Origin of the sequence: Haloarcula litorea, assembly GCF_029338195.1 — an archaeon.
Lineage (GTDB): Archaea > Halobacteriota > Halobacteria > Halobacteriales > Haloarculaceae > Haloarcula > Haloarcula litorea.
This window is the reverse complement of the sequence record NZ_CP119780.1, coordinates 239082-258946: the sequence shown is the minus strand read 5'-3', so window position 1 is coordinate 258946 and position 19865 is coordinate 239082. Positions and strand designations below refer to the sequence as shown.

The following is a 19865-nucleotide window of genomic DNA, read 5'->3' as shown; positions in this document are numbered from 1 at the left end:
CATCGTGGCATCCCTCTCGTCGATCGCGGGGTCGGATACGGACATCGTTCGGGAACGCTCGTTCCAGTTGCTGTTCCTGACGAACATGCTTCCGCCACTGGGGACGGCGCTGATGTCGCCCGTCCTGGACTCGCTCGTCGACCCCCTCGGTGCGACGCCCGCGACCGTCGGACTGATGATGTCGGCGTTCACCGCCCCGGCGGTGTTCATCATCCCGGTGACGGGGTTCCTCGCCGACCGATACGGCCGACGTCCGGTCATCCTGTTCGGGCTCCTGTGGTTCGGGGCGACCGGGACCGCGATCGCGTTCGTCGGGGAGTTCCGGGTCGCCCTCGCGCTCCGGTTCTGCCAGGGGATCGGGTTCGCGGCGCTCACGCCGATCATCATCACGAGCCTGGGGGACCTCTACTCCGGGACGAAGGAGGCGACGGCACAGGGCCTCCGGTTCACGGGCTCCGGGGTCGCACAGACGGTGTTCCCGCTCGCCGCGGGGGTCCTCGTCGGTGTCGGCTGGCAGTACCCGTTCCTGCTGTACGCGATCGCGTTCCCGATCGCACTGGTCGTGTACCGGTGGTTCGAGGAGCCCGTCCACGCGACCGACGAGGCCGAGTCGGAGGTGGCCGTCCTGGAACAGCTGACCGACCTCTGGGCCGTCGTCAGCCACCGCCGGGCGTGGACCATCGTCGTCGCTCGGGGGTCCGGGACGCTCGTGTGGCTGGGCTTCCTCACGTACAACTCCATCGTGGTCGTCGACGTCCTCGGTCGCACGCCCGCCGCGGCCGGCCTCCTCGCCGCGGTGGCCAGTACCAGCTACGCGCTCGCGGCGACCCAGGCCGGTCGTCTCACGGCGCGGTTCGAGCGGCGACTCTACCCGCTCGTCACGACCAACGTCGCGATGGCCGTCGGTCTGACGACGGTCTTCCTCGCGGGTTCGCTGGCGGTCGCGACCGTCGGTGTCGTGGTGATGGGCGTCGGCTTCGGCATCACGCTGTCGCTGTACCGGAGCATCGTCACCGACGTCGCGCCGCCGGCGTACCGCGGCGGGCTGGTGAGCATCGGTGAGGGGAGCGGGCGCGCCGCGGCGACGGTCACGCCCATCGCGATGGGCGGTGCGATCGCGGTTGCCGCCCCGCGGCTCGGGTTCGTCCCGGCCGTCCGTGCGGTCGGGGCCACGACGGCCGTCGTCGGCGTCGCCGTCGGTGTGGTCTGCCTGTTCCTGATGAGCGCGGCACCGCCGATCCGCGTCGACGGCGCGTGACCACCGGAGCTTTGTCGGCGCTCGCCGTAGCACCGACACCCGATGCCAACCGACTCGCCCCCGATCACGGTGCTGGACCACGACGCCCACGGAATCCCGGCCGCGGACTACGTGGACGTCCTCCGACGGCGGCTCCCGGACCACTCCGTCGCGCTCGCCCGGACGGCCGCCGAGCGCCGCGACCACCTCGCCGACGCGCGTATCGTCGCCGGCACGTCCATCGACCGGTCGACCCTCGACGAGGCCCCCGAACTGCGGTTGTTCGCCTGCAACGCCGCCGGCGTCGACCACCTGCCGCTGGACCTCCTCGACGAGCGCGGCGTCGCCGTGACGAACGCCTCGGGCGTCCACGGTCCCAACGTCGCCGAGCACGTCCTCGGGTGGGTGCTGACGTTCACCCGCCGGCTGGACGAGGGCCGCCGCCGACAGCAGCGCCGCGAGTGGCGGCGGTTCCAGTCCTTTACCGACCTCGCTGGGAGCACCGTCACCGTCGTCGGCCTCGGCGCGATCGGCGAGGCGCTCGTCCAGCGGTTCGACGCGTTCGACGTCGACACGATCGGCGTCCGCCACACGCCGTCCAAGGGCGGCCCGACCGACGAGGTGGTCGGGTACGACGACCTGCTCGCCGTGCTGCCGCGGACGGACGTGCTCGTGCTCGCCTGTCCCCTCACCGACGCCACCGACGGTCTCGTCGGCGAGCGGGCTCTCGACGCGCTCCCGACCGACGCGATCCTCGTCAACATCGCCCGGGGCGGCGTCGTGGACACGTCCGCGCTGGTCGACGCCCTCCGGTCGAACGCTATCCACGGGGCCGCGCTGGACGTGACCGACCCCGAACCGCTCCCGACCGACCACGACCTCTGGGGGTTCGAGAACGTCTTCCTCACGCCCCACGTCGCGGGGCACACGCCGGACTACTGGGAGCGTCGCGCGGACATCCTCGTCGAGAACGTCGAGCGAATCGCCGAGACGGGCGCGTACGACGACCTCCGGAACCGGGTGCTGTAGGCGCAGCGCCCTCCCGTCTTCACTGGTAGGCCGCGATACCGGTGAGGTCCTCGCCCAGCACCAGCGTGTGGATGTCGTGGGTCCCCTCGTAGGTGTACACCGTCTCCATGTTCGCCATGTGTCGCATCGGGGAGTAGTCGGCCGTGATGCCGTTCCCGCCGAGCATCTCCCGCGCGATCCGGGACTGGTCCCGTGCCATCCTGACGTTGTTTCGCTTGGCCATCGAGACGTGTTGCGGCCGCAGGTCGCCGGCCTCCTTCAGGTCGGCGAGTCGGTGGGCGAGCAACTGCGCGAGCGTGATCTGGGTGGCCATCTCCGCGAGCTTCTCCTGCTGGAGCTGGAACCGCCCGATCGGACCGCCGAACTGCTCGCGCTCGGTGGCGTACTCGCGGGCCGTCTCGAAGCAGTTCCGGGCAGCACCGACCGCGCCCCAGGCGATCCCGTACCGGGCCTGCGTGAGACAGGACAGCGGCCCCTTCATCCCCTCGACGCCCGGCAGACGGTTCGACTCCGGAACGTAGACGTCGTTCAGTCCGATCTCGCCGGTGATCGACATCCGGAGCGAGAGCTTCTCCTCGATCTCGTTGGTCGTGACGCCGTCGCGGTCGGTCTCGACGAGGAAGCCACGGACCGGGTCCCCCTCGCTGCTCAGGTCCCGAGCCCACACCACGGCGACGTCCGCGATCGGCGAGTTCGTGATCCACGTCTTCGACCCGTTCAGAACGAACCCGTCGCCGTCCCGTTCGGCGCTGGTCTCCATCGCCGACGGATTCGAGCCGTGTTCCGGCTCCGTCAGCCCGAAACAGCCGACCGCCTCGCCGCTCGCCAGCGCCGGGAGCCACTCGTCTCTCTGTGTCTCGCTCCCGTAGGCGTGGATCGGGTACATCACGAGCGCCCCCTGGACCGACGCCATCGACCGCAGCCCCGAGTCACAGGCCTCCAACTCCTGCATCACGAGCCCGTACGCCCGCTCGCTGAGGTTCGGGAGGCCGTAGCCGTCCAGGTTCGGCGCGTAGAACCCCATCTCTCCCATCTTCGTGACGAGCTCCGTCGGGAAGGTTCCGTCGAGCCAGTGCCGGCCGGGGTCTTCGATCTCCGCGTCGACGAACTCCCGGGCCGAGTCGAGGACGAGCCGTTCCTCCTGTGACAGCGACGCCTCCAGGTCGAAGTAGTCGAGCATACGCGTCTCTGCTCTCTCGACTACCAAAATGGGACCACCGTGTTCCCGGTCAGTGGGAACGCGTCTCAGAACCCGCTGGTCCCGTCGAGCAGGTGCTCCTCGACGACGGACTCGTCGAGTTCGATCCCCAGGCCCGGCTCCTCGGGGACCTCGATGTAGCCGTCCTGGATGAGCGGTTCGTCCCGGGCGAGCAGGTCGTCCCACCAGTCGACCTCCAGCGCGTGGTACTCCAGCACGTCGAAGTTCGGGACGGCCGCACCGAGGTGGACACAGGCCATCGTCCCGACGGGGCTGCAGACGTTGTGCGGCGAGACGGGCATGTAGTTCTCCTCGGCCCGGTCGGCGACCCGCATCGTCTCGGCCAGGCCCCCGACGGTGGTCGGGTCCGGGGTGATGATGTCGACCCCGTGTTCGTAGACCAGCTCGCTCAGTTCGAACACGCGGAACCGGTTCTCGCCGGTGGCGACCGGGGTGCGGGTGTCCTGTGTCACCTCGATCTGGGCGTCTATGTTCTCCGGCGGGACGAGGTCCTCGAGCCACATCAGCTTGAACTCCTCCAGTTCGTGGGCCAACCGCTTGGCGCTCTCGACGGAGTAGTCCCAGTGACAGTCGAAGGCGAGGTCGACGTCGTAGCCGATCTCGTCGCGCACCGCGGCGACGATCTCGCGTTTCTCCTCGATGGCCTCGTTGGTCAGCCGGCCGTTGTACGGGTCCGGGTCGTTGTCCGCCGGCAGGTCGAGGTCGAACTTCAGCGCGCTGAAGCCCATGTCCGTGACGCGGGCGGCCTCGGCGGCGTACGCCTCCGGGGAGTACGCCTCGGCGTCGGCGTAGGCCGTCGCGCCGTCCTCGACCTCGTAGGCCTCGCCGGCGTGACAGTCACAGTAGATGCGCACCTGGTCCCGGTATTTCGAGCCCAGCAGCTGGTAGACCGGGAGGTCGAGGATCTTGCCGGCGGCGTCCCACAGCGCCACCTCGATGCCCGAGGCGGCGGTGACGACTTTCCCGGTGGTGCCACCGTGGCCGGACATCTCCTGGACGATGTACCGGACGAGCCGTTCGACGTCCAGCGGGTTCTCGCCGAGCAGGAACCGCTTCGTGTACTCGACGAGTTCCGGGACGCCACCGCCCCGGTAGGACTCGCCGATGCCGGTCACGCCGGCGTCGGTCTCGACCTTGATGAGGTTCCACTCGAAGTTGCCCTCGACGACGGCGGTCGTGATGTCGGTGATCTGTACGTCTCGCTCGGGGTCGCGCGTGTCGATGTGGTCGGAATAGTCTCTCATTTGCTGAACTCCTGGAGTGCGGCTTCGTCTAGCTGTACGCCGTGGCCCGGCTCGTCGGGGAGCGGGATCCGTCCGCTATCGTCGGGTTCGACCGGGTCGACGACCACGTCGTCGAACACCTTCACGTCCATGTCCCGGTAGAAGTACTCGATGAACAGGCCGTTCTCGATCGCACCCAACAGCGACGTGTGGATGTTCCAGTTGTAGTGGGGCGCGATGGGGACGTCGTAGGCGGCGGCGTGGTTGGCGATGCGGAGCCACTCCGTGATCCCGCCACAGACGGTGACGTCCGGCTGGAGGACGGTCGCCGCCCCGGTGTCGTGGAGCCGGGCGAAGTTGTGGCGCGTCCCCTCCAGTTCGCCGGTCGCGACCGGGTAGGAGAGGGCGTCGTTGACCTCGGCCATCGTCTCGACCCGGTCGATCATCACCGGCTCCTCGATGAAGTAGGGGTCGTACGGCTCGAAGGCCCGGCAGGCCCGGACGGCCTCGGTCGTCGACGACCAGACGCCGTTGGCGTCCAGCAGGAGCGTCCGGTCGTCGCCGATCTCGTCGCGGACGGCGGCCACGCGGTCGACCTCCTCGTCGACGGAGCGACGGCCGACCTTCATCTTGACCGTGTCGTGGCCCTCGTCGAGGTACCGGCTGACCTCCGCGCGCAGCCCCTCGTGGCCCTTGTCGTCGCGGTAGTAGCCGCCGCTGGCGTAGGACGGCACCGACTCCGCGTAGCCGCCGAGCAGCTTGTGCAGCGGCTGGCCCGCGGCCTTGGCCGTGATGTCCCACAGCGCCATATCCACCGTGGAGATGGCCCGCAGGAACAGCCCGTGCCGGCCGACCTGGACGTTGCCCTCGTACATCTCCTCCCAGAGCCGCGCGGTGTCGCGGGGGTCCTCGCCCTCGACGACCGGCGCGAGCCGGGACTCGACCGCGTCGGCGATCAGCGGGGCCGTCTCGTAGCCCAGCGAGTAGCCGACGCCCTCCAGCCCGCTCTCGGTCCTGACGCGGGTCACCGCGTGGTCGCGGAAGGTGAGCGTCCGGTTCGAGAACGACACCGGGGACTCCAGGGGTATCTCTATCGGGAACGACTCGACCGCAGCGATCTCCATAGCGGTTCCGCGAGGGTCGGAGTAAAATAGCCACTCGTCACGGCAACACTTACCAGACAAACATTTGTGTGGGGGCTCGTACACCCTCCGGTATGGACATCCCCGACCGGAGCGAGGTGGACGACCTCATCGATCCCAGGCCGCTCCCGACGTTCGCACGGGTCCGGTACGACCCGCCGGCTGAGACTGTCACGAACCTCGAAGCGACGGCCCAGGCCGAACTCGACGCCCTCCCCCTCGGGGCACTCGACGAGGGCGCGACCGTCGCCGTCGGCGTCGGGAGCCGCGGCATCCACCGGATCGACGACGTGACGGCGGCCGTCGTCGACGGGCTGACCGAGCGCGGCCTCGACCCGGTGCTCGTCCCGGCGATGGGGAGCCACGGCGGGGCGACGGCGGCGGGACAGCGCGAGGTGCTGGCCTCCGTCGGCATCACCGAGGAGCGGGTCGGCGCGCCGATCGACGCCCGGATGGACACCGAGCGACTGGCGACGGTGACCGTCGGCGACACCGAGATGCCGGTCCACGTCTCGACGGCCGCGATAGCGGCCGACGCCGTCATCGTCGTGAACCGCGTCAAGGCCCACACGAACTTCACCGGTCCCGTCGAGAGCGGCCTGACGAAGATGACCGTCGTCGGCCTCGGCAAGCAGCGGGGCGCGAAGACGTTCCACTCGACCGCAATCGAGGAGGGGTACGTCGAGACGCTCACGCCCGCACTGGACGTGATCCGATCGGAGACGCCGCTGCTCGGCGGGATCGTGCTGGTCGAGAACTTCCACGAGGAGATCGCCCACGTCGAGGGCGTCCCCGCCGACTCGTTCCTGGACCGCGAGCCGGCCCTGCTCGACCGGGCCGACGAGGAGATGGCGACGCTCCCGGTGCCGGATCTGGACCTGCTGGTCGTCGACGAACTCGGCAAGGAGATCTCCGGGGCCGGGATGGACACGAACGTGATCGGGCGGTACCGGGTCCTCAACGCGCCCGACCCCGAGACGCCCGACATCGACCTCGTGTACGCCCGCGGGCTGACCGAGGCGACGAAGGGCAACGGCACCGGCATCGGGCTGGCGGACCTCACCCGGGAGCGAGCGGTCGAACAGCTCGATCTCGGGACGACCTACGCGAACGTGCTCACGAGCGGCTCGCTCGCGAAGGCCAAGCTCCCCGTGGTCGCCCCCGACGACGAGTTCGCCCTGCGGACGGCGCTGGCGGCGCTGGGCGGTTACGACCCCGAGACGGCTCGGATCGCGTGGATCCGGAACACGGAGGACCTCGGAGAGCTGCGCGTCTCGGCCCCGCTGGTCGAGGAACTCCCGGCGGACGCGACGGTTCTCGACCGGGAGCGCGTCGTCTTCGAGGACGGGACCGCCTCGTTCGCTCCCGAGTAGCGCCGGCGCTTGCCTGTAGGGAAACGTTTTCACGTCCGACTCTGGTGTTGTCTCACATGGATCTGGAGATAGACGGCAACGCGGCGCTCGTGACAGCATCGTCGAGCGGACTCGGCAAGGCCTCGGCCACCGCCCTCGCCCGGGAGGGGGTCGACGTAGTGATCAACGGCCGCGACGAGGAGCGACTGGCCGAGGCGCGCGAGGAGATCGCGGCCGAGGCCGAGGGTCGCGTCGTCGCACAGCCGGGCGACCTCACGGACCCGGAGGACGTCGAAGCGATGGTCGAGACGACCGTCGAGGAGTTCGGCGGGCTCGACCACCTCGTGACCAGCGCCGGCGGCCCGCCCTCCGGTGCCTTCCTCGACACGGACGACGAGGACTGGGAGGAAGCCTACGAACTGCTCGTGATGAGCGTCGTCCGCCTGGCCCGCGAGGCGTACCCCCACCTGAAGGAGGACGGCGGCGGCACCATCGTCACCATCACCTCCCGCAGCGTCAAGGAGGCCCTCGACAGCCTCGTCCTGTCGAACTCCGTCCGGATGGGCGTCATCGGGCTGGAGAAGACCCTCTCGAAGGAGTTCGCGCCGGAGGTCCGTGCCAACGCCGTCCTCCCGGGGCCACACGAGACCGCGCGCATCCAGGAACTCGTCGAGGACGCCGTCGAGCGCGGCGAGTACGACTCCTACGAGGAGGGGCTCCAGGGCTGGGCCGGCAACCCCCTCGAACGGATCGGCGACCCGATGGAACTGGGCAACACGGTCGCGTACCTCTCCTCGCCGAAGTCCGGGTTCGTCAACGGCACCGCGCTGCCCATCGACGGGGGCTCCACGGGGGCGAACCTATGAGACCGGTCACGTTCGACGAGGCCGAGACCTACGAGCCCGACGAGGGGTGGCGACGGGTCGCGCTGGCCGGCAGCGACCAGTTCTCCTTCGAGTGGTTCGAGAAGCCGCCGGGGCACAGCTCCCCGATGCACGACCACGAGAACGAGCAGGTGTGTCTCTGTCTGGAGGGCGAACTGACCGTCGCCACCGAGGACGACTCGGTGACGCTGGCACCGAACGACTCGGTGCTGCTGGAGTCCAACGAGACACACCGCGTCGAGAACACCGGTGACGAGCGGGCCGTCGGCCTGGACGTGTTCGCGCCGGGCCGCTCGTTCGACTTCTGGACGGACCGCGAGGAATGAAGTACCTCGCACGCACCGCCGAGGGCCGACCGCTGCTCGGCGACGACGGGGGGTTCGTCCCCCTCGGAGCGGCGGAGCCGGACCTCGGGAGCGTCCGCGACGCACTCCCGCGTGCGGCCGCGGGGACCCTGGCCGATCCCGCCGACGCGCCAGCGCCGCGAGTGCCGGCCGCCGACCTCACGCTCGGCCCGCCGCTCGACCGGTTCGGGAAGCTGTGGGGCATCGGGCTCAACTACGCCGAACACGCCGGCGACCTCGACGAGGACCGCCCCGACGAGCCGGCGAGCTTCATGAAGCCGTCGTCGGTGCTGACCGGTCCCGGCGGGCCGATCCGGCTCCCACCGACTGACCAGAGCGAGCGGGTCACCGCGGAGGCCGAGCTCGCGGTCGTGATGGGACGCGAGTGTCGCAACGTCGACGAGGCGGCCGTCGACGACGTCGTCGCCGGCTACCTCCCGGTCATCGATATGACCGCCGAGGACGTCCTCCAGCGGAACCCCCGGTTCCTGACCCGAGCCAAGAGCTACGACACGTTCCTCGTCGTCGGCCCCGCCTTAGCGGTGCCCGAGGACCCGCTCGACCTCTCCTCGCTGCGGGTCGCCACCGAGGTCGACGGGACCGTCGAGGCCGAGAACGAGATCCGGAATATGCTGTTCCCGCCCGCGGAGATCGTCGCCTTCCACTCCGACGTGATGACGCTCCGGCCGGGCGACCTGTTCAGCACGGGCACGCCCGGCGCGGCCCCGATCGAGCCGGGCGACGACGTGCGTGCCACCGTCGAGTCGATCGGGTCCGTCTCGGCGACGGTCACGCGGTAGCGCGGTCGGGAGCAGCTTTTTGTCGGTCCGCGACGGACATCCGGGTATGTACCGGGTGCTCCTACCGGTCGACGAGAGCGCGAACCGTGCGGAACTGGCGGCGAGCGCCGTCGAGGCGCTCCCCGGCGCGGCCGACGACGTCGAGGTCGTCGTCCTGAACGTCTACGAGGAGTTCGAGGCGACGGCCGAGGGCAAGGTCAAGTCCGAGGAGATCTGGGACGAGGGGAACTTCCCCGAGAGCGTCGAGACGATCGCGGACCGGTTGGCGTCCGAGGGGATCGCCGTCTCGAAGCGCCGGGAACACGGCGATCCCGCCGAGGAGATCGTCGCCGTCGCGGACGACCTCGACGCCGACAGCATCGTGATGGGCGGTCGCAAGCGGAGCCCGACCGGCAAGGTCCTCTTCGGTAGCGTCACCCAGTCGGTGATGCTCGCGGCCGACCGGCCGGTGATGGTGACGTTCACGGAAGAATAAATCGAGAACCAGTCGTACCGTTCATTTCCTGGCTGGTAGTATTCATAACGTTTCTTGGTGCAGTAAATGAATAGATTGTTATAGTAGCCAGGTGTTGGACCGAATGGCTATGGCGGAAGACAGCAGTATGCAGCGGCGCAAGTTCCTGTACAGTGCAGCGACAGCCAGTGTCGTCGGCCTCGCCGGCTGCGGTGGCGGCGACGGCGGCGGTGGAGACGGCGGTAGCGACGGCGGTGACGGCGGTGACGGCGGTAGCGACGGCGGCGACGGCGGTGGCGAGACCACCAGCGGCGACGGCGGCGACGGGGGCGGCGACCAGCAGTACTCGCTGCGGGTCGGTACTTCCGCCGGCGGGACACGCGACGTCGGGCTGGCCGTCGAGCGTGCCGTCAGTCAGCACAGCGACTCGCTGGACTACTCGACCATCGAGAGCCCGGGCTACATCGGGACGATCTACCGGATGGCCCAGGGGCAGTTCAACGGCGGCATCACCGACAACAACTCCCTGCTCAAGGCCATCGAGGACCGCGGCCGCTTCTCCGAGCAGTCCGTCGACCGCATCCCCTACTACGGGTTCTACGCGTTCCCGTACAGCATCTACATCGTCGCACGCGACGGCACGGGCATCGAGACGTTCGACGACCTCGCGGGCGCGAACGTCTACCCGGCCGAGCCCGGCTACTCGACCCGGGCGACCACGCTGGACGTCTGGTCCCAGGAGCCGACACAGGGCGTCTACGAGGAGATGAACATCCAGAACATGGGGGTCGACTCCGCGCCCGGTGCGCTGGAAGAGGGCAGATCGACGCCGCGATCGCCTACGGGACCCCCGGCGTTCGGTACACGGGCTGGGTCCGGGAGTACTCCTCGCGCGTCGACGTCCACTACGTCGAGCCGACCGACGCGCTCATCGAGTCCGCCGAGTCCTACGGCGGTGCCGGTGCCAGCCGGACCGACTACAGCGAGTGGGGGATGGGCCAGGACATCGGCACCGACGAGGTGTTCCACTGGGACCTGCAGGTCAACTACACGTTCAACCCCGAGGCCACGAACGGGGCCGTCTACGAGCTCTGTCGCGTCGTCGACGAGCACAACGAGACGGTCAACGAGGGCGAGGCCCAGTTCAACGACTTCGAGTCGACCAGCGAGATGCTGGCGTCCGCCCGACAGAACATCCCGGTCCACCCCGGTGCGGTCCAGTACTACAAGGACAACGACGCCTGGGACGACAGTCTCCAAGAGGGTGAGTAAGTCGCTTGTCCCCGGCTACGCCGCTGACTGAAGAAGGGGAAGCCGACACCACCACTGACACACATGAGCTCAGAAACGACACAGACCGGACGCCTGCCGACACTCGTCCGAGGACTCGACGTCACCGTCACCGCGGCGGCCGTCGTGTTCTGGGCGATCGTCCTCGCGTGGGCGTACACGCAGACGTGGTCGACGGTCCGGTACGGCACCGTCTTCGTCGGCGGCATCATGACGGTGTACGCCCTCAATGAGACGCGCGAGGCGGTCGAGGCGGGCGACTGGATCGACGGTGCGGTGTTGATCCCGTCGTCGCTCGTCCTCATCACCGCCTCGGCGTACTTCGCGCTGAACTTCGAGCAGGTGTACCTCCTCAGACAGGGGTTCGCACTGGAACACGAGTATATGCTCGCGCGGCTCATCATCATCTCGCTGCTGTACCTGACGTGGCGCGAGTTCGGGAACCTCTTCCTCGGGCTCGTCGTCGGGGTGATGATCTACGCGATCTTCGGCGACGCCGTGCCGGGCGTGCTCGGCCACGCGGGGATGTCGGAGCTGACGCTCCTCCAGGCGACGGTGACGGACCTCTACGGCTTCTACGGGCAGCTCACCCAGCTGACCGCGTCGTGGATCGCACCGTTCCTGCTGTACGCGGGGCTGCTGTTCGCGTACGGGGCGTTCGATCTGATCCTACGGGTCGCCATCGTCGCCGCGAACTACATCAAGTCCGGGGTCGCACAGACCGCCGTCCTCTCCTCGGCGGTCATCGGCTCGATCAACGGCTCCTACACCGCCAACGCCGCGATGACCGGGTCGTTCACCATCCCGACGATGCAGGAGAGCGGGATGGCCGGCCACCGGGCGGCCGGCATCGAGGCCGTCGCCTCCACGTCCGGACAGGTGCTCCCGCCCGTGATGGGGGCCTCCGCGTTCGTGATGGCGTCGTACCTCGGCGTCCCGTACGTCAACATCATCGTCGCCGGGCTCGTCCCGGCGGCGATCCTGGTCGCCTCCATCGGCATCGCGGTCCACTACACCGCGCTCAGCGACGCGAGCAGCCAGGAGATGGAGTTCTCGGAGTTCTTCGACGAGACACTCTCGACCGAGCAGAAGGTCTTCGAGGCCTTCCGGTTCGGGATCCCCTTCGGGATCCTCATCTACCTGCTGGGTATCGCCCAGTTCACCGTGATGACCTCGGCGCTGTACACCGTCGTCGCGATGGTGCTCACCGGCATCCTGATGCCGACGGTCCAGCGCCTCGTCGACTCCGACGAGACGACGCCCGGCCAGGAGTTCGTCTCGCAGGTGAAAGACACGATCCACGGCTTCCGGCGCGGTGCCATCATCCTCGCGCCCATCGCGATCATCCTGGTGGTCATCAGCGGCGTCGTCAACATCTTCGGGACGACCGGCGTCCCGGCGAAGATCGCGCTGCTGCTGATCAACCTCTCGGGCGGCGTCCTCCTCTTCGCGGTCCTGCTGGGGATGGCCGTCGCGATCCTGATGGGCGTCGGGATGCCGACGGTGGCGGCCTACGTCATCGTCGCCATCCTGATCGTCCCGACGTTCGTGGCCGACTTCGGAATCCCGGAGATCACGGCCCACTACACGGTGTTCTACGCCGCGATACTGGCCGGCATCACGCCACCGGTGGCGACCGCCGCGGTCGTCGCGGCCGGGATCGCGGAGGCGAACTTCTGGCGGACCTGCGGGGCGGCTATCAAGATCGCCGCGCCGCTGTTCGTCCTGCCGGTCTCGTTCGTCTACAACCCCGCGATGGTGTCGATGTCGCTCGGCCTGAGCACGGTCGTCGTCGGCTCGCTCGTGCTGCTTGGCGCGATCACGATCATCTACGGGCTCAACTACCCGTTCCGGATGAAGCCGGGCCGGACGATCGGGCTCAGGGCGCTGTTGACCGCCCTCGGGGTCTTCGTGATGGTCTACCCCAACAACGTCGTGAAGCTCGGCGGTATCGCCGTCTTCGTCGGGATCTTCCTCGCGGAGAAGGTGATGGTCCGCGGCCTCGAACTGCCGTTCAAACGGGGGGCAGGACAGTGAGCGGAGAGGAGTCCCCCGAGGACATCGCCGCGAGCTCGGCGGAGAAAGCCGGCGGGCTGGGCGAGATCATCCCTGACCCGCTGATGCCGGTCTGGCGGCGCGTCCAGCTGATCCAGGACTTCCGGGACACCCACGGCGAGAAGTACGTCGCGGTCCTCGAGCTCCTCACGGCGATCGCGCTCATCGGCGGGTACGTCTGGTGGATCTACCTCTACCTGCTGGGCGGGTCCGGCGCACCGATCTGAGGCTGTCACCTTCCGCTCTCTTCGAGGCACGCCCGCTCGCGGTCGCGACCGCACTTCTTCGTGACTCGCCCCACTCAGGCGGGAGTCCTCACTCGTACCACTCCGCGGCCCGCTCGACGTCGTGTGGGATGTGTTCGTCCCGCGCCGTCACGTCGTCGAGGTAGTCACGGAGCTTCGGACGGAACGCCGGGTGGGCGCAGTTCTCGACGATGCGTTCGGCCCGCTCGACGGGCGCGAGGCCGCGGACGTCGGCGACACCCTGTTCGGTGACGAACACGTCGACGTCGTGTTCGGTGTGGTCGACGTGGAACGTCATCGGGACGACACGGGAGATCGCGCCGTCTTTCAGCGTCGACGGGAGCGCACAGACCGAGACGAGGGCGTTCCGGTTGAAGTCGCCCGAGCCCCCGAGGCCGTTGATCATCTCCGACCCGCGGACGTGGGTCGAGTTGACGTTGCCGTAGATGTCGAACTCGATGGCGCTGTTGACCCCGACGACGCCGAACCGGTCGATGAGTCCCGGGTGGTTGGCGACGTCGGCCGGCCGGAGGACGATGTCCTCGGCGTACCGCTCGACGTCGTCGAACAGTCGGCGCTGGCCCTCGTCGGTCAGCGCCAGCGAGGTCGCGCTCGCACACGCCAGCCGGCCGGCGTCGAGCATGTCGAACAGCCCGTCCTGGACGAGTTCCCCGAAGTAGACGACGTCGCGGTCGCCGAAGTCCAGCTCCTGCAGCTCCCCCATCAGGGCGTTACCGAGTGACCCGACGCCGAACTGGAGCGAGACGGCGTCGTCGAACACCGGCGAGCGGTCCATCTCTTCGGCGAGGAACGACCCGAGGTTGGCCGCGATGGCCAGGTCGTCGTCGGTCGGCTCCCGGAACGTGTACGTCGAGTCCGAACGGTCGGTCTCGACGACGCCGGCGAGCTTCTCGGCCTCGAAGCCGACGTATCGGTCGCCGATGCGTTCGCCCGGGCCGGAGAGCGGGATCGGCCCGCGATCCGGCGGGGCCGCCGGCCGGTAGACGTCGTGTAGGGCCTGTAGCGCCAGCGGTTGCCGGCGGTTCAGCTCGACGTAGAGCCGGTCCGCGGCCTCGACGAACGCCGGCACCTGCCCCAGCGACGTGGACGGGACGAACCAGTCCTCGCCGACGGCGACCGCCTCGACGACCGCCACGTCGGGATCGACCAGCCCGCCGTACTGCACCTCGTCGCCGATGGCGGAGGCGTGACGGTCCCCGAAGGCGATCTCTCGCCGGTTCGTCGCCGCACGGGCGACGTCGGAGAACTGGTACGAGAAGCGGCGGGCGACCGCGCCGGACTCGACGAGGTCGACGTCGATCTCCTCGCCGACGTTGCCGCTGTGGACGACTGTCAGCGACAGGTCCCGGTCGTCAGCCGCCAGCGCGAGCGGGATCGCCTTCGGGTAGCCGACGCTCCCGAAGCCGCTCGTGAGAACCGTCGCGTCGGGTTCGATGTCGGCCGCGGCCTCCGCGGCATCGACCTCCGGCAGGTCGCCGTATCGCCGTTCGGTGACCGGTCCCTGCTCCGGCTTCGGGCCGCTCATCCAGTCGTCACCCCGTCGTGCCGCTGGCGTATTCGCTCGGTCACGATGCGTCTGTGGTCGGTGGTGGCGCTGCGAGGCCCGCCGTCAGTGGCGTGAGACATAGTGTTGGTCGTCCAGTCCGCGACGGACGGCACACTACCGCCATCGCTGACTCTGGATGTGTCCTATCGATATATCTCGGTGGCTCATATTAAATAGTGTGGTGGTCGCCGGACCGACCGTCGGAGACCTGTCTTCACAGCCTTTAATGTCGAAGGTTATCCAGACCGGCCTGTATGCTCGAAGGGTTACCCCTCATACTACTGTTAGTTGCAGCAGTCGCGTTCATCATCGTCGCGACCGCTCGCATCAATCTCCACGCGTTCCTGACGTTGCTGGTCGCCGCGTACGCGACGGGTCTCGCCGCCGGATTGGATCCCGCCGAGACGGCGTCACTGGTGACCGACGGGTTCGGTGGCGTGCTTGGCTACATCGGCATCGTCATCCTCGCGGGGACCATCATCGGGACCGCCCTGGAGCGGTCCGGGGCCGCAATCGTCATCGCGGAAACGATCCTCGACCTCATCGGTGAGGACCACACGCCCGAGGTGATGGCCGTCACCGGCAGCCTCGTCAGCATTCCCGTGTTCTGTGACTCCGGCTACGTGATCCTCTCTGGGCTGAGCCGATCGCTCGCCGAGCGGTCGAAGCTCTCGCTGGCGACCCTGAGTGTCGCTCTCGCGGGTGGGCTCTACGTCACACACGTCTTCGTGCCACCGACGCCCGGGCCCATCGCCGCCGCGGGTATCCTCGGGGCGGACGTCGGGCTCGTGATGCTGGCCGGGATCCTCGTCAGCGCGCCGGTCACGCTCGTCGCAGCGAAGTGGGCCGGCACCGTCGCGTCTCGGTACCACATCGACCCCGCTCCGGAGATGACGATGGACGACATCAAAGACGAGTACGGGACGCTCCCCTCGCCCGCTCGTTCGTTCGCGCCCATCCTCGTCCCGATCGCTCTCATCACTCTCGGAAGCATCGCCGCATATCCGGAGGCCGAGAATCCCGCGCTGGTCACCGGCCCGCTCCAACGGTGGCTGCTGTTTGCGGGCGACCCGGCGGTCGCGCTCGTCGTCGGCGCGTTCACGAGCTTCGCCGTCGTCCCCGAGTTCTCCGACGACGTCATCGACGAGTGGGTCAGCGACGGGCTCACGGACGCCGCCGTCATCATCGCCGTGACCGGGGCCGGCGGTTCGTTCGGGCAGGTCCTCAGCGCGCTCCCGCTGAAGCAGTTCATCGGCAACACGTTCAGCGGCCTCGGTATCGGCCTCGTCGCCGCGTTCGTCATCGCCGCCGCACTGAAGACGGCCCTCGGCTCCTCGACGGTCGCGATCCTGACCACCTCCGGGCTGGTCGCGCCGCTGCTGGGGCCGCTGGGCCTGGCCTCACAGTGGGGCAGGGTCTTCGCCGTCCTGGCCATCGGGGCCGGGAGTATGACCGTCAGTCACGCGAACGACTCGTACTTCTGGATCATCACCGAGTTCTCCGACATGGAGACCGCGACCGCCTACCAGGCCTGGACGCTTGCGACGCTCCTGCTCGGCGTCGTCAGCATCGTCTGGATCGTCGTCCTCCGGAACGCCGTCGGGATGGTGTTCTGAGCCGACCGACGCCGCGTTCGCTCAGTCCTCGACGACGAGGACCCGGAGGTCGTTGACGTTGGTCCCCGTCGGTCCCGTCTCGACGAGGGCGTCGTGCTCGGCGAGAAACGGATAGGCGTCGTTCTCGGCCAGCGCGTCGAGTGCCCCCGTCGCGTCGTCGCAGGTCGTCTCGTCGATCAGCGCACCGGCCGCGTCGGTCGCCCCGTCGATGCCGTCCGTGTCGACGCTCGCGACCGTCACCGACGCGTCGCCGCCAGCGAGCTCGACGGCGGCGCTGAGCGCGAACTCCTGGTTGGGGCCACCGGTCCCGTCCCCGGTGAGCGTCACGGTCGTCTCGCCGCCCGACAGGAGGACCGCCGGCGGCTCGACCGGCGTCCCGGTCGCGGCCGCCTCCTCCGCGATGGCGACCTGCGTCTTCGCGGCCTCGCGGGCCTCCCCGCGGACGCGTGTGGAGAGAATCAACGGCTCGGACCCCGCCTCCCGAGCACGAGACGCTGCGGCCCTGACCGCGGTCAGCCCGTCGGCGAGGACGTGGGTGTCGACGCGGTCGAAGACGCCGGCACCGGGCCCCGGGGTCTCCGGCAGTTCGCCGGCGACGCCCCGCGCGAGACGATCGTGCACCGCCGCGGGCACGTCGAGGTCGTACCGGTCGACCACGTCTCGGGCGTCCTCGTACGTCGTGGGGTCCGGCGAGAGCGGGCCGCTAGCGACGACGTCGAGGTCGTTACCGACGACGTCGCTGAACACCAGTCCGACGACGGTCGCGGGCGCTGCGGCCGCGGCGAGGCGGCCCCCCTTGACCGCAGAGACGTGTTTCCGGACCGCGTTGATCTCGTGGATCGTCGCCCCGCTCGCAAGCAGTTCGTCAGTCACGGTCCGGAGCCCGTCCAGCGAGAGGTCGCCGGCGGGTGCCGGGAGGAGGGCGCTCCCGCCGCCACCGACGACCGCGATGATGAGGGTCCGATCCGTCGCGGCTTCGGCTCGCTCCCGGACCGATTCGGCCGCCGACGCGCCCCGCTCGCTCGGGACCGGGTGGTCACCACGGGCCACGGTCACCCGCTCCGTCTCCGCGGGGTCGTCGGTGACGACGATTCCGCCGTCGACGGTGTCACCGAGCACCGCTTCGAGGGCCGCCGCGATCTGGCCGGCCGCGTTCCCGGCACCCAAGACGACGACCTCGTCGAACTCGCGCAGCGAGTACGTGGTCCCGTCGATGCGCACATCGTCGTCGCGTGCTTCGACTGTCGACTCGACGACCGTCCGCGGATGGGCAGCGTCGATCCCCGCCTCGACGCACGAGAGCGCCAGCTCGCGGGGCTCGGAGGTCGCGAGCGTCGCTCTGTTCTGTATCATACGAGGGGGCAGAGCCTTCTGCCGTAAATCGGTTCCCCTCGTCGCGCCCGGTTATATGAAGGGGGAGAGCGTTGCAGTAGGTATGCCGACGTTCGACGACATCAGCTACGACGTGACCGACGGCATCGCGACCATCACCATCGAGCGCCCCGACGTGTACAACGCGTTCACCCGGAACACGGTCCTGGAACTCAACGAGGCCGTCCGGACCGCCGAGGGCGACGACGGCGTGTACGCGATGGTCCTGACGGGTGCGGGCGACGGCTTCTGTTCGGGGGCCGACACCACGGAGATGCCCGACTGGGACGAGCAGTCCCCGGAGGAGTACGGCGCGTTCCTCTGGCTCATCCAGCAGCTCGTCTGGAACTTCCGACAGGCCGCGACGCCCTCCATCGCGGCGGTGAACGGGCCGGCGATCGGCGCGGGCTGTGACTTCGCGCTGGCGTGTGACCTGCGCGTGGTGGGGCCGGCGGGCGGGATGCGAGAGGGGTTCGTCAACATCGGTCTCGTCCCCGGCGACGGCGGCGCGTGGCTCCTCCCGCGACTCGTCGGCGAGTCGAAGGCCCGCGAGTACCTGCTCACCGGTCGGGACATCGATCCCGAGGACGCCGTCGACATCGGGCTGGCCGTCGAGCGGGCCGAGGACGCCCTCTCGGCGGCCCGCGACCTCGCCGAGGAGATCCGCGACAAGCCGGCGACCGCGGTCCAGCACACGAACCGCCTCGTCGACCCCGAACAGGGGTTCGACGAGTACTGCCGGACGGCCGCGAAGTACCAGTGGGACTGCGTCGTCGACGCCGAACACCAGGAGGCGGTCGCGGCGTTCAACGAGGGCCGCGCGCCCGACTTCGACCGCTCCTACGACGACTGAACCTCTACCGCTCCGAGACGGCCGGCAGACCGTCCTCCTTGAGGGCCCCGGCGATGGTGTTCAGCTGCATCTCGTCGGTGCCGGCCGCGATGCGGCGACTCCGTGCGAACCGGTAGAGGTACTCCAGCGGGTGACCCTGCTGGTAGGCCCGGGCACCCACGGTCTGGACGGCCTCGCTGACGACTTCCTCGGCGATCCGCGAGCAGTGGAGCTTCGCGGTGGAGGTCCGGAGTCGCGACGGCGGCCGCTCGTGGCCCTGTGCGCCGGCGGCGGCCATATAGACCAGCGACGCGGCCGTCTCGACCCGCCGGTACATCTCCGCGAGCTTCCACTCGATGCCCTGGAACTCGTCGAGGGGCTGGCCGAACTGCTCGCGCTCGCTCGCGTAGTCGAGGGCCTGCTCCAGCGCCGCCTCCGCCCACGCGACGGTGAGAGCGGAGCTACCGAGCCGCTCCCAGTTGAGCGAGACGAGTTGTTCCTTGAACGCCTCCTTCCCCCGTGTGAGGACGTGGCTCTCCGGGACTACCACGTCGTCGATCGTGAAGTGCGTCTGCGCGTAGCCCGCCATGTTCGTGTACACCTCCTCGATCTCGACGCCGGGGTCGTCGTACGGGATGACGACCGAGCCCAGCCCCTCGGGGAACCGGACCCACGTCACCGCGGCGTCGCCGAACGGGACGCCGCCGACCCACGTCTTCTCCCCGTTACAGACCAGCTGGCCGTCCTCCTCGGTGACCTCCGTCGTCATCGAGCCGACGTCCGACCCCGCCTCGGGCTCCGAGATGGCGATCGAGACGAAGCTCTCCCCGGCGGTCACGTCCGGCAGGTACTCCGACTTGACCGCCTCCGAACCGAACAGGTCGATCGCCCGCGGGGCGACCATACTCTGCATGTACGTGAACCAGCCGGTGTCGGGGCACGCCCGACCGACCGCCTCGGTCAACAGCATCGCGGCCACGTCGGACCGTCCCTGGCCGCCGTACTCCTCGGAGATCGACGGACAGTAGAGGTCCGCCTCGGCCAGCCGCCGGAGGTTCTCCCACGGGACGTCGCCGCGCCACGTGTACGCGTCGTCGGCGAACTCCGCGGCGACGGCCTCCGCGCGCTCCGCAAAGTCGCGTTGCTCCGCTGTCAGCGCTTGCATCGTTCTCTGGTACCAGCTACCACGGCATAAAACAGTGGGA

The 19865-nt window shown here is 69.0% G+C and carries 18 protein-coding genes and 1 pseudogene; 12 read left to right on the top strand and 7 right to left on the bottom strand.

What is annotated here, in order from left to right; genetic code table 11:
* Nucleotides 1-4 precede the first annotated feature (4 nt).
* Nucleotides 5-1258 (top strand): MFS transporter, encoded by a 1254-nt coding sequence (locus P0592_RS18955; protein ID WP_276274052.1) that lies wholly within the window; start codon nucleotides 5-7, stop codon nucleotides 1256-1258.
* A gap of 42 nt (nucleotides 1259-1300) precedes the next feature.
* On the top strand, nucleotides 1301-2266 hold the full coding sequence (locus tag P0592_RS18950; RefSeq protein WP_276274051.1) for a D-2-hydroxyacid dehydrogenase: 966 nt from the start codon (nucleotides 1301-1303) through the stop codon (nucleotides 2264-2266).
* A gap of 19 nt (nucleotides 2267-2285) precedes the next feature.
* On the opposite strand, the gene P0592_RS18945 is transcribed toward P0592_RS18950, so the two are convergent.
* From P0592_RS18945 to P0592_RS18935, 3 genes are all read right to left on the bottom strand, one after another.
* Nucleotides 2286-3446 carry an acyl-CoA dehydrogenase family protein gene (locus tag P0592_RS18945; protein ID WP_276274050.1) on the bottom strand — a complete coding sequence of 387 codons (1161 nt, stop codon included), beginning with the start codon at nucleotides 3444-3446 and terminating at the stop codon, nucleotides 2286-2288.
* Between the two features lie 65 nt (nucleotides 3447-3511).
* Entirely contained in the window at nucleotides 3512-4729 is a 1218-nt protein-coding gene (locus tag P0592_RS18940; protein ID WP_276274049.1) for a mandelate racemase/muconate lactonizing enzyme family protein, read from the bottom strand.
* Nucleotides 4726-5832 (bottom strand): mandelate racemase/muconate lactonizing enzyme family protein, encoded by a 1107-nt coding sequence (locus P0592_RS18935; RefSeq protein ID WP_276274048.1) that lies wholly within the window; start codon nucleotides 5830-5832, stop codon nucleotides 4726-4728. Before P0592_RS18935 ends, P0592_RS18940 begins: the two co-directional genes overlap by 4 nt.
* A 92-nt stretch (nucleotides 5833-5924) precedes the next feature.
* On the opposite strand from P0592_RS18935, the gene P0592_RS18930 reads away from it, so the two are divergent.
* From P0592_RS18930 to P0592_RS18910, 5 genes are read left to right on the top strand one after another with little or no spacing between them, the layout of a single operon-like run.
* Complete coding sequence (locus P0592_RS18930) at nucleotides 5925-7223, top strand: nickel pincer cofactor-dependent isomerase, group 22 (protein ID WP_276274047.1); 1299 nt, start codon at nucleotides 5925-5927, stop codon at nucleotides 7221-7223.
* Between the two features lie 56 nt (nucleotides 7224-7279).
* Nucleotides 7280-8068 (top strand): SDR family oxidoreductase, encoded by a 789-nt coding sequence (locus tag P0592_RS18925; RefSeq protein ID WP_276274046.1) that lies wholly within the window; start codon nucleotides 7280-7282, stop codon nucleotides 8066-8068.
* Complete coding sequence (locus P0592_RS18920; RefSeq protein WP_276274045.1) at nucleotides 8065-8412, top strand: cupin domain-containing protein; 348 nt, start codon at nucleotides 8065-8067, stop codon at nucleotides 8410-8412. Before P0592_RS18925 ends, P0592_RS18920 begins: the two co-directional genes overlap by 4 nt.
* On the top strand, nucleotides 8409-9230 hold the full coding sequence (locus P0592_RS18915; RefSeq protein WP_276274044.1) for a fumarylacetoacetate hydrolase family protein: 822 nt from the start codon (nucleotides 8409-8411) through the stop codon (nucleotides 9228-9230). Before P0592_RS18920 ends, P0592_RS18915 begins: the two co-directional genes overlap by 4 nt.
* Nucleotides 9231-9276: 46 nt before the next feature.
* Entirely contained in the window at nucleotides 9277-9705 is a 429-nt protein-coding gene (locus tag P0592_RS18910; RefSeq protein ID WP_276274043.1) for a universal stress protein, read from the top strand.
* On the opposite strand, the gene P0592_RS18905 is transcribed toward P0592_RS18910, so the two are convergent.
* Complete coding sequence (locus P0592_RS18905; protein ID WP_276274183.1) at nucleotides 9692-10105, bottom strand: hypothetical protein; 414 nt, start codon at nucleotides 10103-10105, stop codon at nucleotides 9692-9694. The two genes, P0592_RS18910 and P0592_RS18905, sit on opposite strands and share 14 nt — an antisense overlap.
* On the opposite strand from P0592_RS18905, the pseudogene P0592_RS18900 reads away from it, so the two are divergent.
* The 3 genes and pseudogenes from P0592_RS18900 to P0592_RS18890 all read left to right on the top strand — a co-directional run bounded on the left by P0592_RS18900 (nucleotide 10034) and on the right by P0592_RS18890 (nucleotide 13256).
* Nucleotides 10034-10956, top strand: a pseudogene (locus tag P0592_RS18900) (TAXI family TRAP transporter solute-binding subunit). The gene P0592_RS18905 and the pseudogene P0592_RS18900 overlap by 72 nt on opposite strands.
* 63 nt (nucleotides 10957-11019) lie before the next feature.
* On the top strand, nucleotides 11020-13011 hold the full coding sequence (locus tag P0592_RS18895) for a TRAP transporter permease (protein WP_276274042.1): 1992 nt from the start codon (nucleotides 11020-11022) through the stop codon (nucleotides 13009-13011).
* On the top strand, nucleotides 13008-13256 hold the full coding sequence (locus tag P0592_RS18890) for a hypothetical protein (protein WP_276274041.1): 249 nt from the start codon (nucleotides 13008-13010) through the stop codon (nucleotides 13254-13256). The genes P0592_RS18895 and P0592_RS18890 overlap by 4 nt, the downstream gene beginning before the upstream one ends.
* Nucleotides 13257-13344: 88 nt before the next feature.
* Here P0592_RS18890 and P0592_RS18885 read toward each other — a convergent pair whose 3' ends face one another.
* The gene (locus P0592_RS18885) at nucleotides 13345-14820 is read right to left on the bottom strand and encodes an acetyl-CoA hydrolase/transferase C-terminal domain-containing protein (protein WP_276274040.1); all 1476 of its coding nucleotides are present in this window, start codon (nucleotides 14818-14820) and stop codon (nucleotides 13345-13347) included.
* A gap of 275 nt (nucleotides 14821-15095) precedes the next feature.
* Between P0592_RS18885 and P0592_RS18880 the strand changes: the two genes are divergently transcribed.
* On the top strand, nucleotides 15096-16457 hold the full coding sequence (locus P0592_RS18880) for a GntP family permease (protein ID WP_276274039.1): 1362 nt from the start codon (nucleotides 15096-15098) through the stop codon (nucleotides 16455-16457).
* Between the two features lie 21 nt (nucleotides 16458-16478).
* Here P0592_RS18880 and P0592_RS18875 read toward each other — a convergent pair whose 3' ends face one another.
* Complete coding sequence (locus P0592_RS18875) at nucleotides 16479-17810, bottom strand: glycerate kinase type-2 family protein (RefSeq protein WP_276274038.1); 1332 nt, start codon at nucleotides 17808-17810, stop codon at nucleotides 16479-16481.
* A gap of 82 nt (nucleotides 17811-17892) precedes the next feature.
* Here P0592_RS18875 and P0592_RS18870 point away from each other — a divergent pair, with 82 nt between their 5' ends.
* Nucleotides 17893-18681: an enoyl-CoA hydratase/isomerase family protein gene (locus tag P0592_RS18870; protein WP_276274037.1), complete on the top strand. Its 789-nt coding sequence runs from the start codon at nucleotides 17893-17895 to the stop codon at nucleotides 18679-18681.
* A 4-nt stretch (nucleotides 18682-18685) separates the two neighbouring features.
* Here the strand turns inward: P0592_RS18870 and P0592_RS18865 are convergent, their stop codons facing one another.
* Nucleotides 18686-19825: an acyl-CoA dehydrogenase family protein gene (locus tag P0592_RS18865; RefSeq protein WP_276274036.1), complete on the bottom strand. Its 1140-nt coding sequence runs from the start codon at nucleotides 19823-19825 to the stop codon at nucleotides 18686-18688.
* Between the last annotated feature and the right edge of the window lie 40 nt (nucleotides 19826-19865).

Bases quoted from the DNA above. Each gene is read 5' to 3' on its own strand.
- P0592_RS18950 (WP_276274051.1), top strand. From the start codon at position 1,301: ATGCCAACCGACTCGCCCCCGATCACGGTGCTGGACCACGACGCCCAC.
- P0592_RS18945 (WP_276274050.1), bottom strand. From the start codon at position 3,446: ATGCTCGACTACTTCGACCTGGAGGCGTCGCTGTCACAGGAGGAACGG.
- P0592_RS18940 (WP_276274049.1), bottom strand. From the start codon at position 4,729: ATGAGAGACTATTCCGACCACATCGACACGCGCGACCCCGAGCGAGAC.
- P0592_RS18935 (WP_276274048.1), bottom strand. From the start codon at position 5,832: ATGGAGATCGCTGCGGTCGAGTCGTTCCCGATAGAGATACCCCTGGAG.
- P0592_RS18930 (WP_276274047.1), top strand. From the start codon at position 5,925: ATGGACATCCCCGACCGGAGCGAGGTGGACGACCTCATCGATCCCAGG.
- P0592_RS18925 (WP_276274046.1), top strand. From the start codon at position 7,280: ATGGATCTGGAGATAGACGGCAACGCGGCGCTCGTGACAGCATCGTCG.
- P0592_RS18920 (WP_276274045.1), top strand. From the start codon at position 8,065: ATGAGACCGGTCACGTTCGACGAGGCCGAGACCTACGAGCCCGACGAG.
- P0592_RS18915 (WP_276274044.1), top strand. From the start codon at position 8,409: ATGAAGTACCTCGCACGCACCGCCGAGGGCCGACCGCTGCTCGGCGAC.
- P0592_RS18910 (WP_276274043.1), top strand. From the start codon at position 9,277: ATGTACCGGGTGCTCCTACCGGTCGACGAGAGCGCGAACCGTGCGGAA.
- P0592_RS18895 (WP_276274042.1), top strand. From the start codon at position 11,020: ATGAGCTCAGAAACGACACAGACCGGACGCCTGCCGACACTCGTCCGA.
- P0592_RS18885 (WP_276274040.1), bottom strand. From the start codon at position 14,820: ATGAGCGGCCCGAAGCCGGAGCAGGGACCGGTCACCGAACGGCGATAC.
- P0592_RS18880 (WP_276274039.1), top strand. From the start codon at position 15,096: ATGCTCGAAGGGTTACCCCTCATACTACTGTTAGTTGCAGCAGTCGCG.
- P0592_RS18875 (WP_276274038.1), bottom strand. From the start codon at position 17,810: ATGATACAGAACAGAGCGACGCTCGCGACCTCCGAGCCCCGCGAGCTG.
- P0592_RS18870 (WP_276274037.1), top strand. From the start codon at position 17,893: ATGCCGACGTTCGACGACATCAGCTACGACGTGACCGACGGCATCGCG.
- P0592_RS18865 (WP_276274036.1), bottom strand. From the start codon at position 19,825: ATGCAAGCGCTGACAGCGGAGCAACGCGACTTTGCGGAGCGCGCGGAG.